The sequence below is a fragment of the Ferrovibrio terrae genome (genome assembly GCF_943371255.1).
GTDB lineage: Bacteria > Pseudomonadota > Alphaproteobacteria > Ferrovibrionales > Ferrovibrionaceae > Ferrovibrio > Ferrovibrio terrae_B.
In genome coordinates, this window is record NZ_CALRUC010000076.1 from 1 (window position 1) to 21,110 (window position 21,110).

At 63.5% G+C, this 21,110-nt stretch carries 22 protein-coding genes; 5 read left to right on the forward strand and 17 right to left on the reverse strand.

The genetic code is table 11. From position 1 onward, the window contains the following. The 10 genes from AAG799_RS15425 to argS all read right to left on the reverse strand — a co-directional run. On the reverse strand, window positions 1-275 hold a 275-nt coding region (locus AAG799_RS15425), incomplete at its 3' end, for a twin-arginine translocase subunit TatC (protein ID WP_341897468.1). Continuing rightward, the gene (gene tatB / locus AAG799_RS15430) at window positions 272-697 is read right to left on the reverse strand and encodes a Sec-independent protein translocase protein TatB (protein ID WP_341897470.1); all 426 of its coding nucleotides are present in this window, start codon (window positions 695-697) and stop codon (window positions 272-274) included. The genes AAG799_RS15425 and tatB, both read right to left, overlap by 4 nt. A 61-nt stretch (window positions 698-758) precedes the next feature. Next, window positions 759-1,007, reverse strand: coding sequence for a twin-arginine translocase TatA/TatE family subunit (locus AAG799_RS15435; RefSeq protein WP_341897472.1), 249 nt, complete (start codon window positions 1,005-1,007; stop codon window positions 759-761). Between the two features lie 120 nt (window positions 1,008-1,127). After that, window positions 1,128-2,177, reverse strand: coding sequence for an ABC transporter ATP-binding protein (locus tag AAG799_RS15440; protein WP_341897474.1), 1,050 nt, complete (start codon window positions 2,175-2,177; stop codon window positions 1,128-1,130). 13 nt (window positions 2,178-2,190) lie between these two features. Further along, window positions 2,191-3,294 carry an SMC-Scp complex subunit ScpB gene (gene scpB / locus AAG799_RS15445; protein WP_341897476.1) on the reverse strand — a complete coding sequence of 368 codons (1,104 nt, stop codon included), beginning with the start codon at window positions 3,292-3,294 and terminating at the stop codon, window positions 2,191-2,193. A 6-nt stretch (window positions 3,295-3,300) separates the two neighbouring features. After that, a complete protein-coding gene (locus tag AAG799_RS15450) occupies window positions 3,301-4,179 on the reverse strand; it encodes a ScpA family protein (RefSeq protein ID WP_341897477.1) in 879 nt (292 codons plus the stop codon). A 61-nt stretch (window positions 4,180-4,240) separates the two neighbouring features. Then, window positions 4,241-4,924, reverse strand: coding sequence for a site-2 protease family protein (locus tag AAG799_RS15455; RefSeq protein ID WP_341897479.1), 684 nt, complete (start codon window positions 4,922-4,924; stop codon window positions 4,241-4,243). 23 nt (window positions 4,925-4,947) lie between these two features. Continuing rightward, window positions 4,948-5,991, reverse strand: coding sequence for a beta-N-acetylhexosaminidase (gene nagZ / locus AAG799_RS15460; RefSeq protein WP_341897481.1), 1,044 nt, complete (start codon window positions 5,989-5,991; stop codon window positions 4,948-4,950). Beyond that, window positions 5,978-6,856 (reverse strand): SPOR domain-containing protein, encoded by an 879-nt coding sequence (locus AAG799_RS15465; RefSeq protein ID WP_341897483.1) that lies wholly within the window; start codon window positions 6,854-6,856, stop codon window positions 5,978-5,980. Before AAG799_RS15465 ends, nagZ begins: the two co-directional genes overlap by 14 nt. A 4-nt stretch (window positions 6,857-6,860) precedes the next feature. Then, on the reverse strand, window positions 6,861-8,612 hold the full coding sequence (argS, locus tag AAG799_RS15470; RefSeq protein ID WP_341897485.1) for an arginine--tRNA ligase: 1,752 nt from the start codon (window positions 8,610-8,612) through the stop codon (window positions 6,861-6,863). A 186-nt stretch (window positions 8,613-8,798) separates the two neighbouring features. Here argS and erpA point away from each other — a divergent pair, with 186 nt between their 5' ends. The 3 genes from erpA (at window position 8,799) to AAG799_RS15485 (ending at window position 10,414) form a co-directional block, all read left to right on the forward strand. Continuing rightward, entirely contained in the window at window positions 8,799-9,182 is a 384-nt protein-coding gene (erpA, locus tag AAG799_RS15475) for an iron-sulfur cluster insertion protein ErpA (RefSeq protein ID WP_341897487.1), read from the forward strand. A gap of 61 nt (window positions 9,183-9,243) precedes the next feature. After that, a complete protein-coding gene (gene xth, locus AAG799_RS15480; protein WP_341897489.1) occupies window positions 9,244-10,017 on the forward strand; it encodes an exodeoxyribonuclease III in 774 nt (257 codons plus the stop codon). Further along, the gene (locus tag AAG799_RS15485; RefSeq protein WP_341897491.1) at window positions 10,010-10,414 is read left to right on the forward strand and encodes a response regulator; all 405 of its coding nucleotides are present in this window, start codon (window positions 10,010-10,012) and stop codon (window positions 10,412-10,414) included. Before xth ends, AAG799_RS15485 begins: the two co-directional genes overlap by 8 nt. On the opposite strand, the gene AAG799_RS15490 is transcribed toward AAG799_RS15485, so the two are convergent. The 4 genes from AAG799_RS15490 to AAG799_RS15505 all read right to left on the reverse strand — a co-directional run bounded on the left by AAG799_RS15490 (window position 10,411) and on the right by AAG799_RS15505 (window position 13,877). Next, a complete protein-coding gene (locus tag AAG799_RS15490) occupies window positions 10,411-11,040 on the reverse strand; it encodes a DsbA family protein (RefSeq protein WP_341897493.1) in 630 nt (209 codons plus the stop codon). The two genes, AAG799_RS15485 and AAG799_RS15490, sit on opposite strands and share 4 nt — an antisense overlap. Window positions 11,041-11,126: 86 nt before the next feature. Further along, on the reverse strand, window positions 11,127-12,620 hold the full coding sequence (locus tag AAG799_RS15495) for a mechanosensitive ion channel family protein (protein ID WP_341897495.1): 1,494 nt from the start codon (window positions 12,618-12,620) through the stop codon (window positions 11,127-11,129). A 96-nt stretch (window positions 12,621-12,716) separates the two neighbouring features. Beyond that, window positions 12,717-13,124: a DUF427 domain-containing protein gene (locus tag AAG799_RS15500; protein ID WP_341897497.1), complete on the reverse strand. Its 408-nt coding sequence runs from the start codon at window positions 13,122-13,124 to the stop codon at window positions 12,717-12,719. Between the two features lie 75 nt (window positions 13,125-13,199). Beyond that, window positions 13,200-13,877: a glutathione S-transferase gene (locus AAG799_RS15505; RefSeq protein WP_341897499.1), complete on the reverse strand. Its 678-nt coding sequence runs from the start codon at window positions 13,875-13,877 to the stop codon at window positions 13,200-13,202. A gap of 225 nt (window positions 13,878-14,102) precedes the next feature. On the opposite strand from AAG799_RS15505, the gene AAG799_RS15510 reads away from it, so the two are divergent. After that, entirely contained in the window at window positions 14,103-14,873 is a 771-nt protein-coding gene (locus AAG799_RS15510) for an outer membrane beta-barrel protein (protein WP_341897501.1), read from the forward strand. Window positions 14,874-15,145: 272 nt separating this feature from the next. Further along, on the forward strand, window positions 15,146-17,293 hold the full coding sequence (katG, locus tag AAG799_RS15515) for a catalase/peroxidase HPI (RefSeq protein WP_341897503.1): 2,148 nt from the start codon (window positions 15,146-15,148) through the stop codon (window positions 17,291-17,293). A gap of 114 nt (window positions 17,294-17,407) precedes the next feature. On the opposite strand, the gene AAG799_RS15520 is transcribed toward katG, so the two are convergent. The 3 genes from AAG799_RS15520 to AAG799_RS15530 all read right to left on the reverse strand — a co-directional run. Continuing rightward, window positions 17,408-19,750 (reverse strand): NACHT domain-containing protein, encoded by a 2,343-nt coding sequence (locus tag AAG799_RS15520; protein WP_341897505.1) that lies wholly within the window; start codon window positions 19,748-19,750, stop codon window positions 17,408-17,410. 15 nt (window positions 19,751-19,765) lie between these two features. Beyond that, on the reverse strand, window positions 19,766-20,743 hold the full coding sequence (locus tag AAG799_RS15525; RefSeq protein WP_341897507.1) for a fatty acid desaturase family protein: 978 nt from the start codon (window positions 20,741-20,743) through the stop codon (window positions 19,766-19,768). Window positions 20,744-20,889: 146 nt separating this feature from the next. After that, window positions 20,890-21,110, reverse strand: a 221-nt coding sequence (locus tag AAG799_RS15530; RefSeq protein ID WP_341897510.1) for a hypothetical protein, incomplete at its 5' end; no start/stop codon positions are given.

Here is a 21,110-nt window from a genome sequence, read left to right on the forward strand (position 1 = left end):
GCCCAGAAGGCGAGCCGGATATAGGTGAAGAAGGCTTCCTGCGGCGCCGTGAAGATCATGCGGCGGCCTTCGGTGCCGGCCGCCTCGATCAGCGGATGCATCAGCAGGGCATAGATCTGCGGCGCGAAGAAATAGCAGACGGCGAAGGCGATAAAGACGGCACCCACCGCCCACATCAGGCGGTTGCGCAGCTCGACCAGGTGATCGAGCAGCGGCATGCGGGAGGCCTCGACTTCGTCTTCCGGCTTCTTGGGGTCCGCCTGGGCTTCGCTCACGTCTTGGTCTCGGTCTTCTCGACGGCGGGCACATCAGCCACAACTGGCGCCGGCTCGGCCTCGGCCGGGCCCGGATCGGCGATCTTGGTCGTGCCCTCACCCTTCAGATCGGCAGTGGCATCCATGATCGACTGGTTATGCTCGGCAAACTGCTTTTCCAGCGAGCCGTCCGGATCGAAGGTCTTTTTCACTTCGCTCTCGATCGAGAAATCGCTGACCTGCTTGGCCGCCTTGCGCAGCTCGTCCAGCTCGGTCTCGCGCACCATGTCGTCGATGCCGCTCTGGAATTCGCGCGCCATGGCACGCGCCTTCGAGGTCCATTGCCCGACGGTGCGCAGCACCTTGGGCAGGTCCTTCGGCCCGATGACGACCAGCGCCACCACCGCGATTACTCCGAGTTCCGACCAGGCAATGTCGAACATCGCCGCCTACGCCATCCGTGCTGCTGTGGACCGGCCGTGCATCACGGCCGGCGCTCCAGGGTCAATGCTGAGCAGTCTTGTCGGCCGGCGCGCCGGTCGCGGCGCCACCGGTCGGCTGGCTCTGCTGGTTGATCACCGGCGGCGGTTCGGCGGACTTATCCTTGTCCTTGTCTTCTTCCGACATGCCCTTGCGGAAATTCTTGATTCCCGAGGCGAGATCGCCGGCGACCTTCGGCAGCTTGCCGGCGCCGAAGATGATCAGGATCACCAGCAGGACGATCAGCCAATGCCAGAAACTGAAGCTACCCATACCCTTATCTCCTTCAAGTCAGGGCCCAAGGGGCCCCGGCTACCGTAGCGCCGCACTATGGCAGAGATCGTGCGCCCGAGGCAATCTTCCGCCCACCAACTTCTCTGCGGCAAACCACCGCTAAGCGGCTGGAAAAACGAAGCAGAAATCCGGATTCAGGCCGAAATGCAGCACCGCGCCGCTGGGCGGCAGCGGCCCGGCCGGCAGGCGGGCGGCAAAGCGCTGCCCGGCCGCGCTGACCTCGAGCCGGCGATAGGCGCCCAGCGCCATGGCGCGCTCCACCGTGAAGGCGGTGGCGCCCTGCCCGGCTGCGCGTTCCTGCAGGGCCTCGGGCCGGAACATCAGCAGCGCCGCGCTGCCATCCGGCATGCGCGCCGGTGCCGGCAGCCGGCCGAATGGCGTATCGACCGCGCCACCGGCCACCTTCACCGGCAGCTCATTGGTCTCGCTCAGGAAGCGGGCCACAAACGGTGTCGCCGGCGCGGCATAGACCTGTGCCGGGGTATCGATCTGCTCGATCCGGCCGGCCTGCATGATGGCGATGCGATCGCTCATCCGCATCGCCTCTTCCGGATCATGCGTCACCAGCAGGGTGGCGGTGCCGGCCAGCTTCAGCACATCCACGGTCTCGTCGCGGATCTGGTCGCGCAGCCGGCTGTCGAGGCTGGAGAACGGCTCGTCCAGCAGCATCACGCGCGGTTCGGGTGCCATGGCACGCGCCAGCGCGACACGCTGCTGCTCGCCGCCCGACAGCTGATGCGGATAGGCCGGCAGCAGACGGGTCAGGCCAAGCCGCCCGGCCCAGAGTCCGATGCGGGCCTCGCGCTCGGCCGCCGAAACACCGCCAAGACCGAAGGCGATATTCTGTGCCACGCTGATATGGGGAAACAGCGCGTGGTCCTGGAACACCATGCCGACATGGCGCCGCTCGGTGGGGATGTTGACGCGACCGCCGGCAACCACATCGCCGCCGATCTTCACCTCGCCGCTCTGCAGGTCTTCCAGGCCCGCCGCCAGCCGCAGCGTGGTCGACTTGCCGCAGCCCGATGGCCCGAGCAGGCCGAGGATTTCACCCGGCGCAACCTGGAATGAGACGCTGTCGACGGCGCGGCGGCGGCCGTAATCATGGCTGACCGCAATCAGGTCGAGGCCGGCGCCCTGCTTCTGCATGCCTGCAGGGCCATCACGCATCGTCAGACGGCGACTTTTCCTGGGCAGCCTTCTTGTCGTCGGCCTCTTCGTCGACCAGCGGTTCAAGGAACTCGCGGCCGTCATCGTCATCGTCCAGCGGGTCTTCGCCGGCCTCATCCAGGCTCTCGCCCGGCATCGGGATGCCGCCGGAAGCCGGCAGCGCTTCGAGCAGGCCCGACGCGCGCAGCTCCTCGATGCCCGGCAGGGAATCGACGCTTTCGAGGCCGAAATGCACCAGGAATTCATCCGTCGTGCCATAGGTGACCGGACGGCCGGGCACGCGACGGCGGCCGCGCACCTTCACCCAGTCGATTTCCATGAGCAGGTCGAGCGTGCCCTTGCTTAAAGAGACGCCGCGGATGTCTTCGATCTCGGCGCGGGTGCAGGGCTGGTGATAGGCAATGATCGACAGCGTCTCGATCGCGGCGCGCGACAGCTTGCGCTGCACCTGGCGATGCTCTTCCAGCATATGCTGCAGGTCGGGCGCGGTCATGAACGACCAGCGGCCGGCAACCTTCTTCAGGGTCACGCCGCGGCTGCGGTAGATGTCGTCCAGCGCGGCCAGCACGGCCGGCACGCGGGTGCCGCGCGGCAGGCGCTTGCGCAGGGTCGCCTCGTCCAGCGGCTCGGCGGCGGCAAACAGCAGCGCCTCGGCCATGCGGATGGCGGCATGGAAGGCGGCTTCCTTTTCGGCGTCGCTGAGGCCGGCATCGGCAGCGGCGGCCTCGTCCTCGGCCTGTTCTTCTTCCGACTTGGGTGCCTTGGCGCGGGACTTCTTCGCGGGGGCCGGAGCGGTCTCTAGCTCCTCGTCCTCGTCGTCTTCGTCGTCCTCATCATCGTCATCTTCATCGGACTCGTCGTCATCCTCATCGGAGTCATCGTCGTCCGCGTCATCATCATCGTCGTCGTCATCGGAATCATCATCGTCATCCGAATCATCGTCATCATCTGAATCATCGTCATCATCATCGCGACGCTTCGGCGCGGCGCCGGCGGCAAGCGTATCCTCATCCGCCTCGTCTTCGGCGGCAGCGGCGATCTTGATCTCTTCGTCCAGCCCGTCTTCGTTGGCTGGCAGCGCGTCGTTGGACTGCATCAGGTCTTACTCTTCCGGATTGACCGCCGCCGGCATATTGCCCTGGCCGCGGCGGATATAAATGGGACCGAAGGTCTGCATCTGCTTCAGCTCGATCAGGCCCTGCTTGGCCATTTCGAGGCTGGCATTGAAGGTGGAGGCCAGCGCCGATTTCACCGTGAACGGGTCTTCTGAGTCGACCGGCAGGAAGGACTGCAGGGTCGCCCAGTCGGGGATCTGGCCGATCATGTTGCGCAGGCGGGTCAGCGCCTCTTCCACCGACACGATGCGGCGGCGGGCCATTTTCATGGTCAGCACTTCCGTCGAGCCCTTGGAGGCGCGGAATTCGGCATAGGCCTTGAGCAGCTCGTACAGCGTGCTGTTGTAGACCGACTTGCGGATGACGCGCACGCCCTCGGGCTGGCCGCGCAGGAACATGGCGAGGCCGACCTGGTCGCGGCTCATCAGCTGCTCGCCAACCCGGCGCATCGCCTCCAGCTTCTGCAGCTGCAGGGCCAGGCGGGCGGCCATGTCGGCGCCCGACGGCTCGCCTTCCTTTTCGGGTTCGGGGATCAGCAGGCGCGACTTCAGGTAGGCCAGCCAGGCGGCCATCACCAGGTAATCGGCGGCGACCTCGATGCGAACCTTGCGCAACTCGGCGATGAAAACCAGATACTGTTCGGCCAGGGCCAGGATCGAGATCTTGCGCAGATCGACCTTCTGCTCGCGGGCCAGCAGCAGCAGCACGTCCAGCGGGCCCTCGAAGGCATCAAGGCTGAGAACGAACTGCTCGCCGATGCGGACGCCGGCCTCGTCCAGGCCGTCGCGATGGGCTGCCTCAAACGGCTCACCGCCCGGAACAACGGGCTCGGGCGCGGATGCGGGGGTTTCGGCGGCTTCGGTCAATGCCTTAAAATCCTTGCCATAAACCTTTGAATGCCAAACTTTTTAAAACCGGGAAGCGGTGTTAGCCGCCGTGCCCGGACAATACAAGCAGGATGTCCCGCAGCCCGACGATAATGGGCGTGATCAGCTCGAACAGCGGGTTCCAGTCGATGCCGAATTGACTGGCCACCAGAGGCACGGCGAGCAGCAGAATCAGCAGAAGCACCATGCCATAGCGCTCCAGCCGGGCCAAGGGACGCGCCAGCGCCAGCGGCAGCAATCCGACCGCCACCCGGCCGCCATCCAGCGGCGGCACAGGTATCAGATTAAAAATACAAAGTATAATATTGATATTTATAGCGTTATTCAGATTTCTGGCAATCCAGAGATCAGCCGTGTCGCCGAACAGCGGCAGCAGGTGAAACAGCAGCATCGCGATGAAGGCCTGGGCCAGGTTGATGCCCGGTCCGGCGGCTGCCACCAGCGCCATGTCGCGGCGCGGCGATGGCAGGTTGCGCATGTCGACCGGCACCGGCTTGGCCCAGCCAAACAGGAAGGGTGCCTTCACCAGCAGCAGCATGGCTGGCAGCACCACGGTGCCCATGGGATCGATATGGCGCAGCGGGTTCAGCGACAGCCGGCCAGCCAGCCGGGCCGTATCGTCTCCCAGCCGCCAGGCGGCGAAACCATGCGCCGCCTCATGCAGCGTGATGGCGAGTAAGGCCGGCAGTATCCAGGTCGAAACGGTGTACAGGGTTTCCATCATGGCCGGATTCTACAATCGCCGCCTCAGACGGAGACCTGCTCCATCAGGGACTGATAACGTGCCTGCTCGGCCTCGGTGAACGGCCGGGGCTGCGGCAGGGCATTGCGGGCACTGCTCACCCGGCGCACCGCCTCGCGCGACATGGCCGGCAGCACGCCAAACAGGGCCTGCATCTCGGGCAGGTCGCCCGAACAATGCAGCACCAGGTCGCAGCCGGCACGCAACGAGGCCAGGCCGGTCACCGCCGGGGTGCCCTTCAGTGCCTTCATGGTCAGGTCGTCCGAGATCAGCACGCCGTCGAAGCCGATCCGGCCCCGAATGATACGGTTGATCACATTGGGCGACATGGTTGCCGGCAGTACGCCGTCATAGGCGCTGTACACGATATGCGCGGTCATTGCCCATGGCGCGTGGCGCAGGGCCACAAAGGGCAGGAAATCGCTGCACTCCAGGATTTCGGCGCTGGTATCCACGACCGGCAAATCGAGGTGACTGTCGGTATGCGAGCGGCCATGGCCGGGAATATGCTTGATCACCGGCATCACGCCGGCATCAGACAGGCCGCGCATGACAGCCTCGGCCACCACGCTGACGGTATCGGCATCATGGCCATAGGCACGGTCGCCGATCACGTCATGGGCGCCTTCCACCGGCACATCGGCCACCGGCGCGCAATCCACGTCGATGCCCAGAGCAGCCAGTTCAGCGCCGATCCAGCGATAGTTCAGATAGGCCGCCTCTTCTGCCGCCGCCGGGTCGCGCGCATAGATATCGCCAAAGACGGCGCCGCGCGGAAATACCGGCCAGTGCGGCGGCTTCAGGCGGGCGACACGGCCACCTTCCTGGTCGATCAGCACAGGCGCGAAACGGTTGCCCACAACGCCGCGGAAATCAGCGACCAGCGCCTTCACCTGCGCCGGGTCGACAATGTTGCGGGCAAACAGGATCAGACCGAGCGGCTTGCGCACGCCGAACAGCACGCGCTCCTCGGCCGTCAGCTGCGGACCGGCACATCCCACCACGGCGGGCGCATAGGCGCCCCAATCCACCGATTTAACGTCCAACAACGATGCAGCCCTGGTTCTTGGCCGCCAGCGCGTTGCAGGCTGACTGCGCCTCGGCACGATCCTTCAGCGGACCGGCCTGCAGGCGGATGAAGGTGCCCTTGTCTGCGATCTCGACCCGCTCATAGGACGGCTGCAGGCCGCCCAGCACGTCGGGGAATTTCTTCTGCAACTGATTCCAGGTGGCGGTGGCCGCCGCCTGATCCTTCAGCGAGGCGAGCTGGATCTTGGCGCTGCCGCCCGGCGTGGCGGTCACAGTCGGTGCTGGCGTCGCTGCCCGCGCGGTCGAAGCCGGAGGAGCTGGTGTCTGCGCCGGCGTTGCCGGCGCGGTGGCGGTGCGCGGTGCCACCGGCTGCGGCTGGCCCGGTGCGGCAGGCGCCGGCGGGATCGGCGCCGGGCTGGGCGCGTCGGTACGGTTCGGCACGGCGGTGCTCTGGTTTGGCACGCTCTGCGCCGGCCGCGTCGGCACGCTCACAGCCGGCGAGGTCGCCACATTGGGCTGTGTCGGCGTCGCAGTCGGCCGTTCTTGCGGCGGCAGCAGTTTTTCAGTCTGCCCCGCCGTATTCGCCGCCGTGTTGCCCGGCAGGCGCTCGTAAATCTGCTTGTCCTGGTTCGGCACCTGCATGCCGCCGGGATTTTCCGGCGCCACCTTGGTCGGGCCCTGGTCGGCGCGGATCAGCGGCGGCGCACCCGAAGCGCCGCGCTTCACGCCCTGGTCATAGGCGAACCAGATGCCGACGCCGAAGGCCGCCACGGCACCCAGCGCAATGCCGGCCGTGATCAGGCGCTTCGGGCTACGGATGCCGGGCGCACTGGCCGTCTCACCAGGAACCGGGCGCATGTTACGATCGCCGCGCAGGTCGCTCATGGTCTCACCTCATCTCTTCGGCAGGCGTCACGCCCATCACCGCAAGTCCCGAGGCGATCACCACCGCCACCGCGCGCAGCATCGCCAGCCGCGCCCGCGTCAGGTCGGTATCCTCGGGCAACAGGAACCGCATGCCGGTATCGTCGCGGCCGACATTCCACAGGCCGTGGAAGGCCGCCGCAACCTCCTGCAGGAAAAACGCCACGCGATGCGGCTCATGCGCCTCGGCTGCGGAATCGACCATCCGCGGCCAGGACGCCAGCAGCTTGACCAGCGCCAGCTCGGCCGGGTGTGACAACTTCGTCATATCCGCCTTGGCCAGCGCCGTATCCGCGGTGTCCACCGCCGGCACTTCGGTCTTTGCATTACGCAGCACCGAGCAGATGCGAGCATGGGCATACTGCACGTAGAAGACCGGATTGTCCTTGGACTGTTCCGTCACCTTCTTGAAATCGAAATCGAGCTGCGCGTCATTCTTGCGCGTCAGCATGATGAAGCGCACGACATCCTTGCCCACTTCATCGACCACGTCGCGCAGCGTGACAAACGTGCCGGCGCGCTTGGACATCTTCACCGGCTCGCCGCCGTCCATCAGATTGACCATCTGCACCAGCTTGACGTCCAGCTCGGCCTCACCGTTCGACAGCGCCTTCACGGCAGCCTTCATGCGTTTGACATAGCCGCCATGGTCGGCGCCCCAGACGTCGATCATCTGGCTGAAGCCGCGACGATACTTGTCGTCGTGATAGGCGATGTCGGCGCCGAAATAGGTCCAGCTGCCATCGGATTTCTTCAGCGGCCGGTCGGTATCGTCGCCGAAGGCACTGGCCTTGAACAGCGCCTGCGGCCGCGTCTCGTAATCCTCGGGCAGCTTGCCCTTGGGGGGCTCCAGCACGCCGGTATAGATCAGGTCGCGCTGCAGCAGGCGGTCGAAGGCGGTCTGAACCGCGCCGCTCTCATGCAGGGCCTTTTCCGAGGTGAACACGGCATGATGGATGTTCAGCGCGGCGAGATCGTCGCGGATCATGTCCATCATCGCTTCGGTGGCTTCCTTGCGGAACAGCACCAGCCAGTCGGCTTCCGGCGCGGTCTGGTATTGCGCGTCGTATTTCTGTGCCAGATGCTGGCCCAGCGGCTTCAGGTAGTCGCCGGGATACAGGCCTTCCGGAATCGTGATGCTCTCGCCTAGCGCCTCGCGGTAGCGCAGATGCGCCGAGCGCGCCAGCACATCGACCTGGGCGCCGGCATCGTTGATGTAATATTCGCGGGTGACGTCGAAGCCGGCCTTGTGCAGCAGGGCGGCCAGCGCATCGCCAAACACCGCGCCACGGCAATGGCCGACATGCATCGGGCCGGTCGGGTTGGCCGAAACATATTCGACATTGACCTTGATGCCCTGCCCCAGCGCGCTGTCGCCATAGGCCTTGCCGGCATTGACGATGGTGCTGACCTGATGCTGCCAGTACTCAGGCTTGAGGCGCAGGTTGATGAAGCCTGGGCCGGCGATCTCGACGGCGGTGACATGCGGATTGGCTTCCAGCAACGGCTTCAGCTTCTCGGCCAGCGCACGCGGCGCCAGGCCGGCCGGCTTGGCGATCACCATGGCCACATTGGTGGCCAGGTCGCCATGGGTCGCATCGCGCGGCGGCTCGACCGTCACGGCCTTCAGCGGCAGGTCGCCAGAAGCGCTTCCTGGGAGCGACAGGCTTTCGACGGCCCGCATCACATCGCGGCGGAATTCGGTAAAAACATTCATTCGGGCAAGGCTTTTCTAAAAACACTGGCGGTAGGTCTGGTTTGGGGGCGGAAAGTAGCCATATGACAGCCCTGCCGCAACGTGGCGCGGGTGGTCCGGACCGTTCCGAAATTGACTTCCGCGCGTAAGCCCCTAAATTGCTGATCGAATGTGGCAAATTATTGGTAAACCAAGCGTAAACGCCAAATGACCGAAACCGCAGCCCAGACCGCCCCCGTCCCTGCCCCGGCCCCGCTCGCCGGCGCCGCGCTCGGCCTGACCGCGTCGGCGGCCCGGCGTATCCTGAAAGTGGCCGAGTCGGAGGGCAATCCGGCGCTCGGCCTGCGTATCAGCGTGTCCGGCGGCGGCTGCTCCGGCTTCCAGTACAGCTTCACGCTGGATGCCGACGAGACCGCCGATGACGTGGTGATCACCCGCGACGGCGCCCGCCTGCTGGTCGACGCTGTGTCGCTGGATTACCTGCGTGGCTCGGAACTGGATTTCGTCGAGGATCTTTCCGGCACCGGTTTCCGCATCAACAACCCGCTGGCATCCAGCAGCTGCGGCTGCGGCAATTCCTTCTCGGTTTAGTGAGCGCGCGGCAGGGTTGCAGCCCTAGCCGGACCCGCCACCTTGGCCGATACTGCCGGCCATGAGACTCGCCACCTGGAACGTCAATTCCGTCAAAGCCCGGCTGCCCAATGTGCTGGGCTGGCTGCGCGACAGTAAACCCGATGTCGTCTTCCTCCAGGAAATCAAATGCCAGGACGCGGATTTTCCGCGGCTGGAATTCGAGAGCCTGGGCTATCACGTCCATACCCACGGCCAGAAAAGCTACAACGGCGTCGCCCTGCTCAGCCTGCTCAAGCCCGATGCGGTGCGCACCCGGCTGCCCGGCGACGACGCGGATGAACAGGCGCGCTACATCGAGGGCGACTTTGGCGACCTGACGCTCTGCGGCCTCTACCTGCCCAACGGCAACCCGCGCCCGGGCGAGAAATATGACTACAAGCTGCGCTGGATGGAGCGCCTGCGCCTGCGCGCCGCCGCGCTGCTGGCGGCCGGCAAACCCTTTCTGCTGACCGGCGACTTCAACATCTGCCCGGCCGATGCCGACGTGTATGACCCCGCCGGCTGGGCCGAGGATGCGCTCTGTGCGCCCGACAGCCGCCGTGCCTGGCGCGCGCTGCTCAATCTCGGCCTCACCGAGGCCTGGCGCGCGCTGCATCCGGCCACGGTGGAATACAGCTTCTGGGACTACCAGGCCGGCGCCTGGCCGCGCAACAACGGCCTGCGCATCGACCATTTCCTGCTGTCGCCGCCGCTCGCCGACCGGCTGGTCGCCTGCGAGATCGACCGCGCCCCGCGCGGCCTGGAAAAGGCATCGGACCATACGCCGGTGCTCTGCGAGATCGCCGATGCCTGACGCGCCCGCCGCCGGCTTCGCCGATCTCTCGCTGCTGGTCGCCGAGGACGAGGCTTTCGCGCGCAAGCTGACGCTCGCCACCCTGCAGCGCATCGGCATCCGCAAGGTGACGGCGGTGACCGACGGCGCCCAGGCGCTGGAGGCCATCGCCCAGGCGCGCGAGCCGTTCCACCTGATCATTTCGGACTGGAACATGCCGAACCTGAACGGGCTGCAGCTGTTGCAGGCGGTGCGCGCGCATCACCCGCATATGCCCTTCCTGATGCTGACCGGCCATGCCGACCAGGAGCTGGTGCTGGCGGCGCGGGCAGCGCGGGTCAACGGCTATATCGTCAAACCCTTCTCGGCCGAGCAGCTGCGCAGCAAGATCGCCGTCACGCTCGGTATCAAGAGCTAGGCAGCCAGCAGATCGGCCAGCCGGGCGCGCGACTGGTAGAGATACGCCGATGGCACCACCTGCAGGCGACCGTCCTGCTGGCGCAGCAGGGTCGGCACGCCGCCGGTGCCGCTACGGGTGAGCAGCATCGCGGCCTCATCGACCCACTGCCGCAACGCCGCATCGTCCGCGACCTCGTCATCGGGCAGCACGAGGCCTAGACCGGCAGCCAGCGCGCCTAGCACGGCCTGGTCGGCGATGTCCCTGCCCTCGACCCAGCGCGCGGCCTGAATGGCGGCGAGCAGATCGAGCGCGCCGCCGGCCCGCTGTCGTTCGGCCGCGAACAATGCCGATGTGGCCGGGCCGCTGTCGAGCCGGGCGGCGGCATCGCCGATCACCCGGTCGGCATAGGCGGCACTGAACACCTGGCCGGTCAATGCGGCGATCCGCGCATCGGCGGCATGGATATGATCGCGCATGCCGTCAAGCGCACGCGCCTGGTCCCATGCGAATAGACCGACCGGGCGGGCAAGGACGGTGACACCGGGCTGTTCGCGCAGCCAGCGGATCGCTGGCGCGGCGCCGTAGCACCAGCCGCAGAGCGGATCGAGCAGATAGACAAAGGATCGGATGGCTGCATCTGTCATGATGTCGCCAGTATGCGGCACCGCCGGGTTTGCGCAAGCGGAGGCGGATGTGACCTGGTATCGCGGGTGATACCGCGCGCGGTGGCCTACAGCCCGAAGAAGGCGCGGATGCGCAGGAAGACTTCCGCCGTGCCGCTGCGGATCGCCGCGGCATGGTCGGCCGGGCTGAGCGACGCCAGCGCGGTTTCGTTGGCCATCCGGCGCTCGGTCATGATACGGCCCAGGCTCTCGGCCAGCAGCGGCTGCTCGCGCAGCAGCGGCGCGATATCCTCGGGCTCGATCACCCACACGGTGCAGGGATAGAGCGCGGTGACGCGGGCGCCGCGCTTCTCGCCGGTCAACAGCGCCATCTCGCCGAAACAGTCGCCGCCGCCCAGCCGCGCCAGCACCTGCCGCACGCCATCCTCGCGCTGCATGCTGACCTCCAGCGCGCCGCGCTCGACGATATAGAGCTTGGCAGCGGTATCATCCTGCTCGACCACGACGCGCCCGGCCGGGTGCTTTTCCCAGTGCATCAGCAGCGCCAGCCGCGCGCGCAGCGGCGGCGCCAGGTCGGCGAACAGATGCACCAGGCCGAGCAGCCGTTCGGCCTGCGCCGCGCTGCCCGCGCCGGCCGGCGCCACACTGTGCCAGGGCGCCAGGCCGAGTGTATCAAGCGCGCGCCAGATGCCGTCGGCCACTTCGTGCCGCACCTGGTCGGCGAGCGGAAAATCGGCGATCCAGTAGGATAGGTCATAGGCCAGCTGGCCGTCGCGGAATTCGCGGATCGCGGCTTCCGGCGGCGGCGAGGAAAGCACGCGGCTGCAGGTCAGCGCGCCGGCCTCCAGCATCGCCTTCACATCGGCGGGCGGAATGCGCGCGTCCAACGCCAGGGTGAGCGACTGGCGCTGATGTCGGTTCGGGTGGTTGAAATTGACCAGTTGGGCGGCGGCCATCTTGCTGTTCGGCAGCACGATAATGTTGCCGCGCGGCGACAGCAGATGCGTGGCGCGCCAGTTCATCTCGGTGACTTCGCCGAGCACGCCGTTATCGACCTGCACCCAGTCGCCGACGCGATAGGGCCGCTGCATGTTGATGGCGATGCCGGAGAACACATCGGCCAGCGTGCTCTGCAGGGCGAAGCCCATCACCACGGCGAACACGCCCGAGGCGGCGAGCAGGCCGGCGATCGACTCCTCGAAGATCGCCGAAACGATGCCGAGCCCGGTGAAGACGATGACCAGCGCGCGCGCCAGATCGATCATCAGCTTGGGCACCACCACGCCGCGCTTGATCAGCGCGTCCCAGACGAAGCGTTCGAGGATGACGATCACCAGCGTGGCGAACAGAATCCACCACACCGCGCCGACCAGCCGCACGGCGGGCTTGGCCACCATGATGACGGCGGGCATGCCGCTGAAGCTGGCCGCCTGCGGCAGCACCACCCAGAGGAAGCTGACCGCGGCAAGGATCAGGCCGACCAGGGCAATGCGGCGCTGGCCGGGATCGCTGAGCCGGCGCCGCCACAGCAGCAGGCCGATGCAGATCAGGATCAGCGCGATGGCTTCGATACGCTCGGGTAAGGCGAGAATGTTGGGCAAGGCAGGCCGCCTGACAGGGAGGAATGCTGAACAGCGTCGTCCCTGTCTAGCGCAGCCGCACCGCGCCGTCACCCTCCCCGGCCCGGTTCCCCGGGACTAGTCGGCCTCGACGCGGTCGACGCGGTCGGGATAGAAGGCGACCAAGCCGCCGATCCGCGACACGGCCGGATACGGCTCTTCGTAGCTCCAGACCGCATTCTCCGCGCGCCGCCCATCCACATCGAGATGGAAATACGACGCCTCGCCCTTGTAGGGGCAATGCGTGGCATGGTCGCTCGGCGTGAACAGCGTCCAGTCGCAGTCATGGCGCGGAATGTAATAGACCGGCGGGTAACCGGCTTCCTGCAGGCGCACGGCATTGGCGCTGTTGGCGACCAGCCGATCGTTGAAGGCGACCCGCACGCGGCCGGGAAATTCGCTCACCGTGATCGGATGGTCCGGCCCCGGCTCAAGATGTGTGCGCCCGTCGATCCTGGCATCGACTGTCGCCTTGCTCGTGGTCATGGCATGTCCCTCCGCGCTGGTTCAGCTGTTCCAGCTAGGACAACGCGGGCCGGGATCAATGGTTTCCGGTTGAGCCTATTTCAGCAGCTCATACGGTCCGCCGGTGACCAGCGCGCGCTGATAGGCCGGGCGGGCATGGATGCGCTCGAGGAAATCCTTGATCGGACCGTGGCCCTCGCCCAGCCCGATGCGGCTGGCGGCGGCTTCCAGCGGGAAACTCATCATGATATCGGCGGCCGAAAACGCCTTGCCGGCGAACCAGCCGTTGCCCTGGCGCAGCGCATCGGCCCAGTAGAGCATATGCGTGGCGAGCTGCGGGTCGGTCACCTTGGCCTGCGCCGTAGCGGCGATCTTCTTCACCAGCGGCCGGATGAAGAACGGTACGCCATGCGGCATGCGCATGAAGACCAGCTTGAGCAGCAGCAGCGGCATCGCCGAGCCCTCGGCGTAATGCAGCCAGTAGGTCCAGTCGCGGCGCTCCTGCGTGTCGGGCGGCGGCACCAGGCTGCGGCCGCTGTCATAGCGCTCGATCAGGAATTCGATGATCGCGCCGGTCTCGGCGATGATCTGGCCCTCTTCGCTTTCGATCACCGGCGACTTGCCGAGCGGATGGATCTTCTGCAGCGCGGCCGGCGCCCGCATGGTGGCGCGGTCGCGCTGGTAGCGCACCACCTCATGGGGCACGCCCAGCTCTTCGAGCAGCCACAGCACGCGCTGCGAGCGCGAGTTGTTGAGATGATGAACCTTGAGCATGGCGGCCTCTGTGTCGGGATGCGGAAAATGCGGAATCGCTGGCACGCAGTCTGCCGCAGCACCGCCCCCAAGGCGACGGTCGGCCACGGGCTCGATACGGGCCTGAAGCGGGCCTGTCTGACCAGTCCGGTGAGAATTGGTCAGAATTGATTGTATAGACTGTTTTTCGAACAACCTTTAGTTATTTAGCGTCAAAAAGCTTGCTTTCTCGGGGATTTACAAACAATGCGCTTCACAACACAGGCTGCCGCGGCAGCTGCCGTTCTGCTCGCGATGTCTGGTCCGGCCCTGGCCGCCGACGCGCCCTACAACTGGACCGGCGCCCGCCTCGGCCTCAACGGCGGCTTCAACAACGGCACGGCCCATTCCGGCGGCGGCGCCTTCGGCAATCTCAGCAACGGCTCTTACTGGGCGACGCCGGACGATGTTGCCGTCGGCGCCTCGACGAAGCGCGACCTGCAGCCCTCGGGGTACAATGCCGGCGTCGAAGCCAGCTACAAGCACCAGTTCGGCAACTGGGTGCCCGGCGTCGATCTCGGCTTCGGCAGCTTCCACAACAGCGATTCCTTTGTGGCGACGAACGGCTATCCGACCAACTCGGCGGTGAAATACACCGTCTATTCGAATATCGAGACCGACTGGCTCTTCACCCTGCGGCCCAAGCTCGGCTACGCCTGGGACCGCTTCCTGCTGGAAGGCGGCGCCGGCCTGGCGATGACCAAGATCACCGTCGAGCAGAATTTCATCGACACCCAGGCCCGCGTCGAACGGGCCGCCGCCAGCGCAACCAAGACCGGCTGGACCGCAGGCGCGGCGCTGAATTACGCGCTGAGCGACAGCTGGTCGATCAAGGGCGAATATCTCTACACCGCCTTCAGCGGCGTGCGCGCCACCGGCAACCTGGTGAACAACAGCATCGTCGATCGCGCCCGGGTGACCCAGGATTACAACCTGACGGTTTCCACCTTCCGGCTCGGCATCGACTACCGCTTCTGATCCGGCACCGGATCGGCGCTGTCACCGCGCCGTTTCAACACCGATGACAGGGCTGGGGAACGCAGAAGGCAGAAGCCTTCTGCGTTTTTTTATGTCGTCACTTCCCGGCCGCTATGATCGACGCAGTCGATTGTAATAACGATTATAATCAATTTCATCTCTGGCTATGCCAACGGTAACCTCGCTACAGTCAGGCCCGGCCAACCGCCCGCGCCTGACCGCGGCAGGCACAGGCCCGCCGTTGACCGACAACCGAGACTGGAGAGATGCCCATGACTGGCAAATGCCCCGTAATGCATGGCGGGATCACGGCGGCGGGCACCACCGTCACCAACTGGTGGCCCAACGCGCTCAACCTCGACATCCTGCACCAGCACGACACCAAGACCGATCCGCTCGGCCGCGCGTTCAGCTATCGCGATGAATTGCGCAAACTCGATGTCGCAGCCCTGAAGGCTGATCTCACCGCGCTGATGACCACCAGCCAGGACTGGTGGCCGGCCGACTGGGGCCATTACGGCGGGCTGATGATCCGCATGGCCTGGCATGCCGCCGGCTCGTACCGCATGGCCGATGGCCGTGGCGGCGGCGGCACCGGCAACCAGCGTTTCGCGCCGCTGAATTCCTGGCCCGACAATGCCAATCTCGACAAGGCGCGCCGCCTGCTCTGGCCGATCAAGAAAAAATACGGCAACCGCATCAGCTGGGCCGACCTCATCATCCTGGCCGGCACCATCGCCTATGAATCGATGGGCCTGAAAACCTTCGGCTTCGGTTTCGGCCGCGCCGATATCTGGCACCCCGAGAAGGACGTCTACTGGGGCGCCGAAAAGGACTGGCTCGGCTCCGAGCGCTATGACGGCGACGACCGCCAGTCGCTGGCCAATCCGCTGGCTGCCGTGCAGATGGGCCTGATCTACGTCAACCCCGAAGGTGTCGGCGGCAAGCCCGATCCGCAGCGCACCGCCCATGACGTGCGCCTCACCTTCGCCCGCATGGCGATGGATGACGAGGAAACCGTGGCGCTCACCGCCGGCGGCCACACGGTCGGCAAGGCGCATGGCAATGGCGATGCCGCCAAGCTGGGCCCCAGTCCGGAAGACGGCGCGGTGGAAGACCAGGGCCTGGGCTGGCTCAACAAGACCAGCCGTGGCATCGGCCGCGACACCGTCACCAGCGGCCTGGAAGGCGCCTGGACCACCCACCCGACGCAGTGGGACAACGGCTATTTCAAGCTGCTGCTCGGCTATGAGTGGGAGCTGAAAAAAAGCCCGGCCGGTGCGCATCAGTGGCAGCCCATCGGCATCCGCGAAGAAGACATGCCGGTGGATGTGGAAGACCCCGGCATCCGTCGCATGCCGATCATGACCGATGCCGACATGGCGATGAAGGTGGACCCGGCCTATCGGAAAATCTCCGAGCGCTTCGCGAAAGACCAGGCCTATTTCTCCGATGTCTTCGCCCGCGCCTGGTTCAAGCTGACCCATCGCGACATGGGCCCGAAGGTGCGCTACCAGGGCCCCGATGTGCCGCAGGAAGACCTGATCTGGCAGGATCCGGTGCCGGCCGGGAATACGCAGTACGACATCGGCAATGTGAAGGCGCGCATCGCCGCCAGTGGCCTCAGCATCGCCGAGCTGGTCAGCACCGCCTGGGACAGCGCGCGCACCTTCCGGGGTTCGGATATGCGCGGCGGCGCCAACGGCGCGCGCATCCGCCTCGCCCCGCAGAAGGACTGGGTGGGCAACGAGCCCAAGCGCCTCAGCAAAGTGCTCGGCGTGCTGGAGGCCATTGCGCGTGACAGCGGCGCCAGCCTCGCCGACACCATCGTGCTGGCCGGCAATGTCGGGATCGAACAGGCGGCCAAGGCCGCCGGCTTCGAGACCATCACCGTGCCGTTCGCGCCCGGCCGCGGCGACGCGACGGATGCACAGACCGATGCGGACTCGTTCGCGGTGCTGGAGCCGATCCATGACGGCTACCGCAACTGGCTGAAGGAGGACTATGCCGTGAGCGCGGAAGAGCTGATGCTCGACCGCACCCAGCTCATGGGGCTGACGGCACCGGAAATGACCGTGCTGGTGGGTGGCCTGCGCGTGCTGGGCACCAACCATGGCGGAGCCAAGCATGGCGTGTTCACCGACCGCGTCGGCGCGCTGACGAACGATTTCTTCGTCGCGCTCACCGACATGGCCAATACCTGGAAGCCTGCGGGCAAGAATCTCTACGAGATTCGCGACCGCAAGACCGGCCAGGTGAAATGGACTGCCACGCGGGTGGACCTGGTGTTCGGCTCCAACTCGGTGCTGCGCGCCTATGCCGAGGTCTATGCCCAGGACGATGCGAAGGAGAGGTTCGTGCGCGACTTCGTCGCCGCCTGGACCAAGGTGATGAACGCGGATCGGTTTGATATCGCTTGAGATAGGTTAGCCTGCGCTCCCCGGCGGCTGAGAGGCTGCCGGGGATACTTTTCTGTACCGCTTGAGCTACTAGTGCGACTCAATCCACACGCTGCACCAAGCAACTTCTCCTCCTCAAAGCATATGCCTAAATAGCGAAGAGGTCATATCGTCATATGCGGAGTTCCAAGTCCTCGCATCCATCCTAGACATAGCTATTTCATGGACTTTTGGATACCTAATCAAAGCAGCTGGCTGCACGACTTCCCGCAGATAAAGGATGTATCCAGTAATTGCTCCAATCAAACCATCGGAAAATGTTTCGTAGAAGTAAAGAGCATCAGCCTCTTTCTTCGCCATATTAAAAGCGTCTGAAACCAAGTACAGAAGTAAATAGAGAGACACTCGTGATCGGAACTTGTCGGACGGATTTAAGCTCAGAAATTTCGACATAAAAGAAATAGAAAATAGGAGGTCAAACAGCGGAAGCGCCTCTTTCTTCATTTCAGAGCTAATTCCCTCCAACAACTCATCGTTGTCTTCGCTGCTTACCATGTCATTCATTATGCTTTTGAACCCGGAATCAATAACGATCTCAATAGTTCTTTCGTGTTTTAAAGCTGCATCACCAAGCAAATACTTGATGCCAGCCAAATCTAACATCTCCACAATGAAACTCCCGATCTCATACCCAAGAGCTTCCTTTGATATAAAGCTTTCGTCATACGCCCCGTCTCGCAGACTATTGCAAATTTTATCCGCAACCAAAAATTCCAGAAATGATTTATGCCCAAAGACAAGATTGTCAGGAGGTTTGCGTTCAAGAAAGCACGCCGCAACGAGATCCCTTTGCGTTGAAGACAAGGTTTCGCCTTGAATTACATATGCGCTTAGGAGGTGTTCTGGGATTTCAGAATATTTTACCGATCGAGCCTCGCCTTTCTTAAACATCTCGAAGGCTAAATCTCGAGCGAAATTATACCTGCTGTCGACGCTGTATCTTTTTATGTATGCACTTGGCAATCGAAGTACTTCTCGGAAAATAATCCGAAGAACAAACTCTTTGTAAAGCTTGGCGCGATTCAGCTCATTAATAGATCCTTCAAACGCCGGAAGAACGTTTACTAGCATAGGAATGTGAACGGGCCTACTTATCAAATCTACCAGCGTTTCACTTTCCCCGTCAGCGACAAGTGTTTTGAGCTCATCAATTCTCTCGAACACTTTCTGCTTGTCGCCACCTGCCTTCACTTTTGTATACGCCTCCATAAGGCGGAAAGTATCATCAATAGACGGAGCCGATATCTCTAATTGGATATACTTTCCGTTGGCCTGCATCATAGCGTCGCGGCGATTGCTAAGAATGGAGGCCTGCTCTTCCGTTGATTCAAATATTGTTGGACGGCCAGCCAAGATAATCTTGCTGTTGCCCTCTGATAGCTGATTAATTTCATTAAAATTATAAAACAAAGCGTCACGCGTCATGCCCTGCTTCATCTCATCGAAACCATCAAATATGAGAAGATAGCGCCCCTCTTTGTTCATTTTGCGGAACAGCGAGTAAGAGCCATTCTGCATTTTATGTTTATTTACCAGATGATGCGTTATCAGCCCTTCCATATCTTGATGCGCGCCAAAATCACGAAGTTCAATCAGTAATGGGAGGCGTTTAAACTCTCCGGCCTTATATTTCTCCGAATAATGGCGGGCGATATATTTCGCAAAGCTAGATTTTCCGGTGCCATATGAGCCGAGCAGCGCTAAACCGCATTGCATTTCCGCCGCACCGACCCATTCGTCGACGAGGGAAAATAGATCAACAATATTCCGTTCCGATCTAAGCTTTAAAATTTTCGAGAAGTTGTTTTTGTTGATTTCTAAGTTTGATAGGTGCTTTTCATAATCCTTATGACTCTTTAGATAAGCAATCAAAACTTCATATTTTAATATGCCGCGATTAATGCAGATGTCCATTGCGGGGCTATATACGGCTTCAAAATTACTAAACACCTGCTTGAGATCAACTGCAGTCGCTTTGGCTGGTATGTAGTATTGATTTAGATCGTCGATCTCAAACTGACGCGACATGTTGTCTAGCAAGATGCTGGGATCAACAACTAAGTCCTCAAGCTCTTTCAGAGTATAATGTTTAACTTGCTTTTCATTTAAAGAGGTTGTCGCATTGGCGACGATCCCCCGTCTAGTAATCAAGAAAAGTTTGTCAATTTCTTGGCTGAAAAATAGCGGGGCATAATCGGCAATAATGCCTGCCACTACTTCCCGGGTTAATGATTTCGAATAGTCTTTGCATTCAACTGCGATGCGAGTTGAGCCTTGGAGCTGGCTATTAATTTCACAGTAGACGTCTACTTTTTTACCGGAGATTGATATTTGCCTGCGGACTTTTGCGTTTGGGATAAACTGCATGATGCTTGCCACAAGATCTTCAAACTTATCACCTTGCTCTACCGTATTCATCTACCCCCCCATCTCTCAAATATGCGCCGGCTTCGCCCCACCCGAACCGCCGCCACCCTCGCCCACCGCGCTCGTCGCCATGCGCAGCACTTTGGCGTAAGAGTCGCGCACTTCCATCTGGTCGCGCAGGCCTTTCGCCATCAGCAGGCGATGCGCCGCCGGCAGTTTCCAGCAGGGCAGACTGAGCAGCAGGTGATGCTCCAGATGGTAGTTCACCCAGTAGGGCGCGAGCAGCAGGCGCGTCCAGACGCCGGCCAGCGTCGTGCGCGTGTTGCGTAAGCGGTCGTCGTTGTCGGGCACCACGGCATGTTCGGCGATGTTGCGGATGCGGCTGATCAGCTGATACCAGGTGAGCAGCGGCAGCAGCCACAGCGCCGGATACAGCCACCACAGGCCCGCGACCGTCATCGCGGCCCACAGCACTGCATTCACAATCGCGAATCCCACCAGCCCGCCCTGCTGCAGCCGCGCCCAGCGCTCGCGCCAGCTTAAGCCCGGCTCTGCCCCCATAGGACCCCATGTGGCCATGATCTGCTGCTTGCGGCGCGTGAAGCCGGTGCGCCCGGTGATGTCGCGCCACACCTTGCGCTTCAGGCTGGCCCTGCTGATCGGGAATGGCGCCGAGAGCACCAGGTCGGGGTCGTCGGCCTGCTGGGTATGGCGATGATGCTTCAGGTGATAGGGGCGATAGAGCAGCAGGTCGGTGCCCACAGGGAATGCGCAGAGCCATTGCCCGGCGAATTCGTTCAGCCGCCGCGTGCGGAACAGCAGGCCATGGGCCGCATCATGCATCAGGATGGCGAGGCCGAGCTGGCGCCCGCCGATCACCATCACGGCCAGGATGAAGGTAAGCGGATTGGGCAGCCAGACGACCAGCGCCATGCTGCCGGCGATCAGCGCCCAGGCATGCAGCACCAGCGCGGCGCCCACCAGGTCGGAGCGCTGGCTCAGCCGTTTGATCTCGTCGGCGGTGAAAACGTCCCTCGCCTGCACGGCGGCGCCTCCCTCGATGCGCGTCTGTGATTGCGCAGAGTGTAGCGCGAAAGGTCGAAGTCGTCCGCCGTGACGTGACGGCAGGGGGCGTCATACCGGAATAGGCATCGCCCCTTTCGCGCCCACCCCACTCCGTCATGCCCGGGCTAGGAAAACCCGTCGCTCCCGCGAAAGCGGGAGCCCAGTCGTTCCGTTTGCTGGATGCCCGCCTTCGCGGGCATGACGGTGGAGGGTTGGGGCACGCCCTCACCCACCACCCCAACTCCGTCATGCCCGGGCTTGACCCGGGCATCCATTTGCCGATGGGTCAGGGCCATGACCGAGAGGCCTGAGGCGCCGATGGTGGGGATGGATGCCCGGGTCAAGC

Bases quoted from the DNA above. Each gene is read 5' to 3' on its own strand.
- tatB (WP_341897470.1), bottom strand. From the start codon at position 697: ATGTTCGACATTGCCTGGTCGGAACTCGGAGTAATCGCGGTGGTGGCG.
- AAG799_RS15435 (WP_341897472.1), bottom strand. From the start codon at position 1,007: ATGGGTAGCTTCAGTTTCTGGCATTGGCTGATCGTCCTGCTGGTGATC.
- AAG799_RS15440 (WP_341897474.1), bottom strand. From the start codon at position 2,177: ATGCAGAAGCAGGGCGCCGGCCTCGACCTGATTGCGGTCAGCCATGAT.
- scpB (WP_341897476.1), bottom strand. From the start codon at position 3,294: ATGCAGTCCAACGACGCGCTGCCAGCCAACGAAGACGGGCTGGACGAA.
- AAG799_RS15455 (WP_341897479.1), bottom strand. From the start codon at position 4,924: ATGATGGAAACCCTGTACACCGTTTCGACCTGGATACTGCCGGCCTTA.
- AAG799_RS15465 (WP_341897483.1), bottom strand. From the start codon at position 6,856: ATGAGCGACCTGCGCGGCGATCGTAACATGCGCCCGGTTCCTGGTGAG.
- argS (WP_341897485.1), bottom strand. From the start codon at position 8,612: ATGAATGTTTTTACCGAATTCCGCCGCGATGTGATGCGGGCCGTCGAA.
- erpA (WP_341897487.1), top strand. From the start codon at position 8,799: ATGACCGAAACCGCAGCCCAGACCGCCCCCGTCCCTGCCCCGGCCCCG.
- xth (WP_341897489.1), top strand. From the start codon at position 9,244: ATGAGACTCGCCACCTGGAACGTCAATTCCGTCAAAGCCCGGCTGCCC.
- AAG799_RS15485 (WP_341897491.1), top strand. From the start codon at position 10,010: ATGCCTGACGCGCCCGCCGCCGGCTTCGCCGATCTCTCGCTGCTGGTC.
- AAG799_RS15490 (WP_341897493.1), bottom strand. From the start codon at position 11,040: ATGACAGATGCAGCCATCCGATCCTTTGTCTATCTGCTCGATCCGCTC.
- AAG799_RS15500 (WP_341897497.1), bottom strand. From the start codon at position 13,124: ATGACCACGAGCAAGGCGACAGTCGATGCCAGGATCGACGGGCGCACA.
- AAG799_RS15505 (WP_341897499.1), bottom strand. From the start codon at position 13,877: ATGCTCAAGGTTCATCATCTCAACAACTCGCGCTCGCAGCGCGTGCTG.
- AAG799_RS15510 (WP_341897501.1), top strand. From the start codon at position 14,103: ATGCGCTTCACAACACAGGCTGCCGCGGCAGCTGCCGTTCTGCTCGCG.
- katG (WP_341897503.1), top strand. From the start codon at position 15,146: ATGACTGGCAAATGCCCCGTAATGCATGGCGGGATCACGGCGGCGGGC.
- AAG799_RS15520 (WP_341897505.1), bottom strand. From the start codon at position 19,750: ATGAATACGGTAGAGCAAGGTGATAAGTTTGAAGATCTTGTGGCAAGC.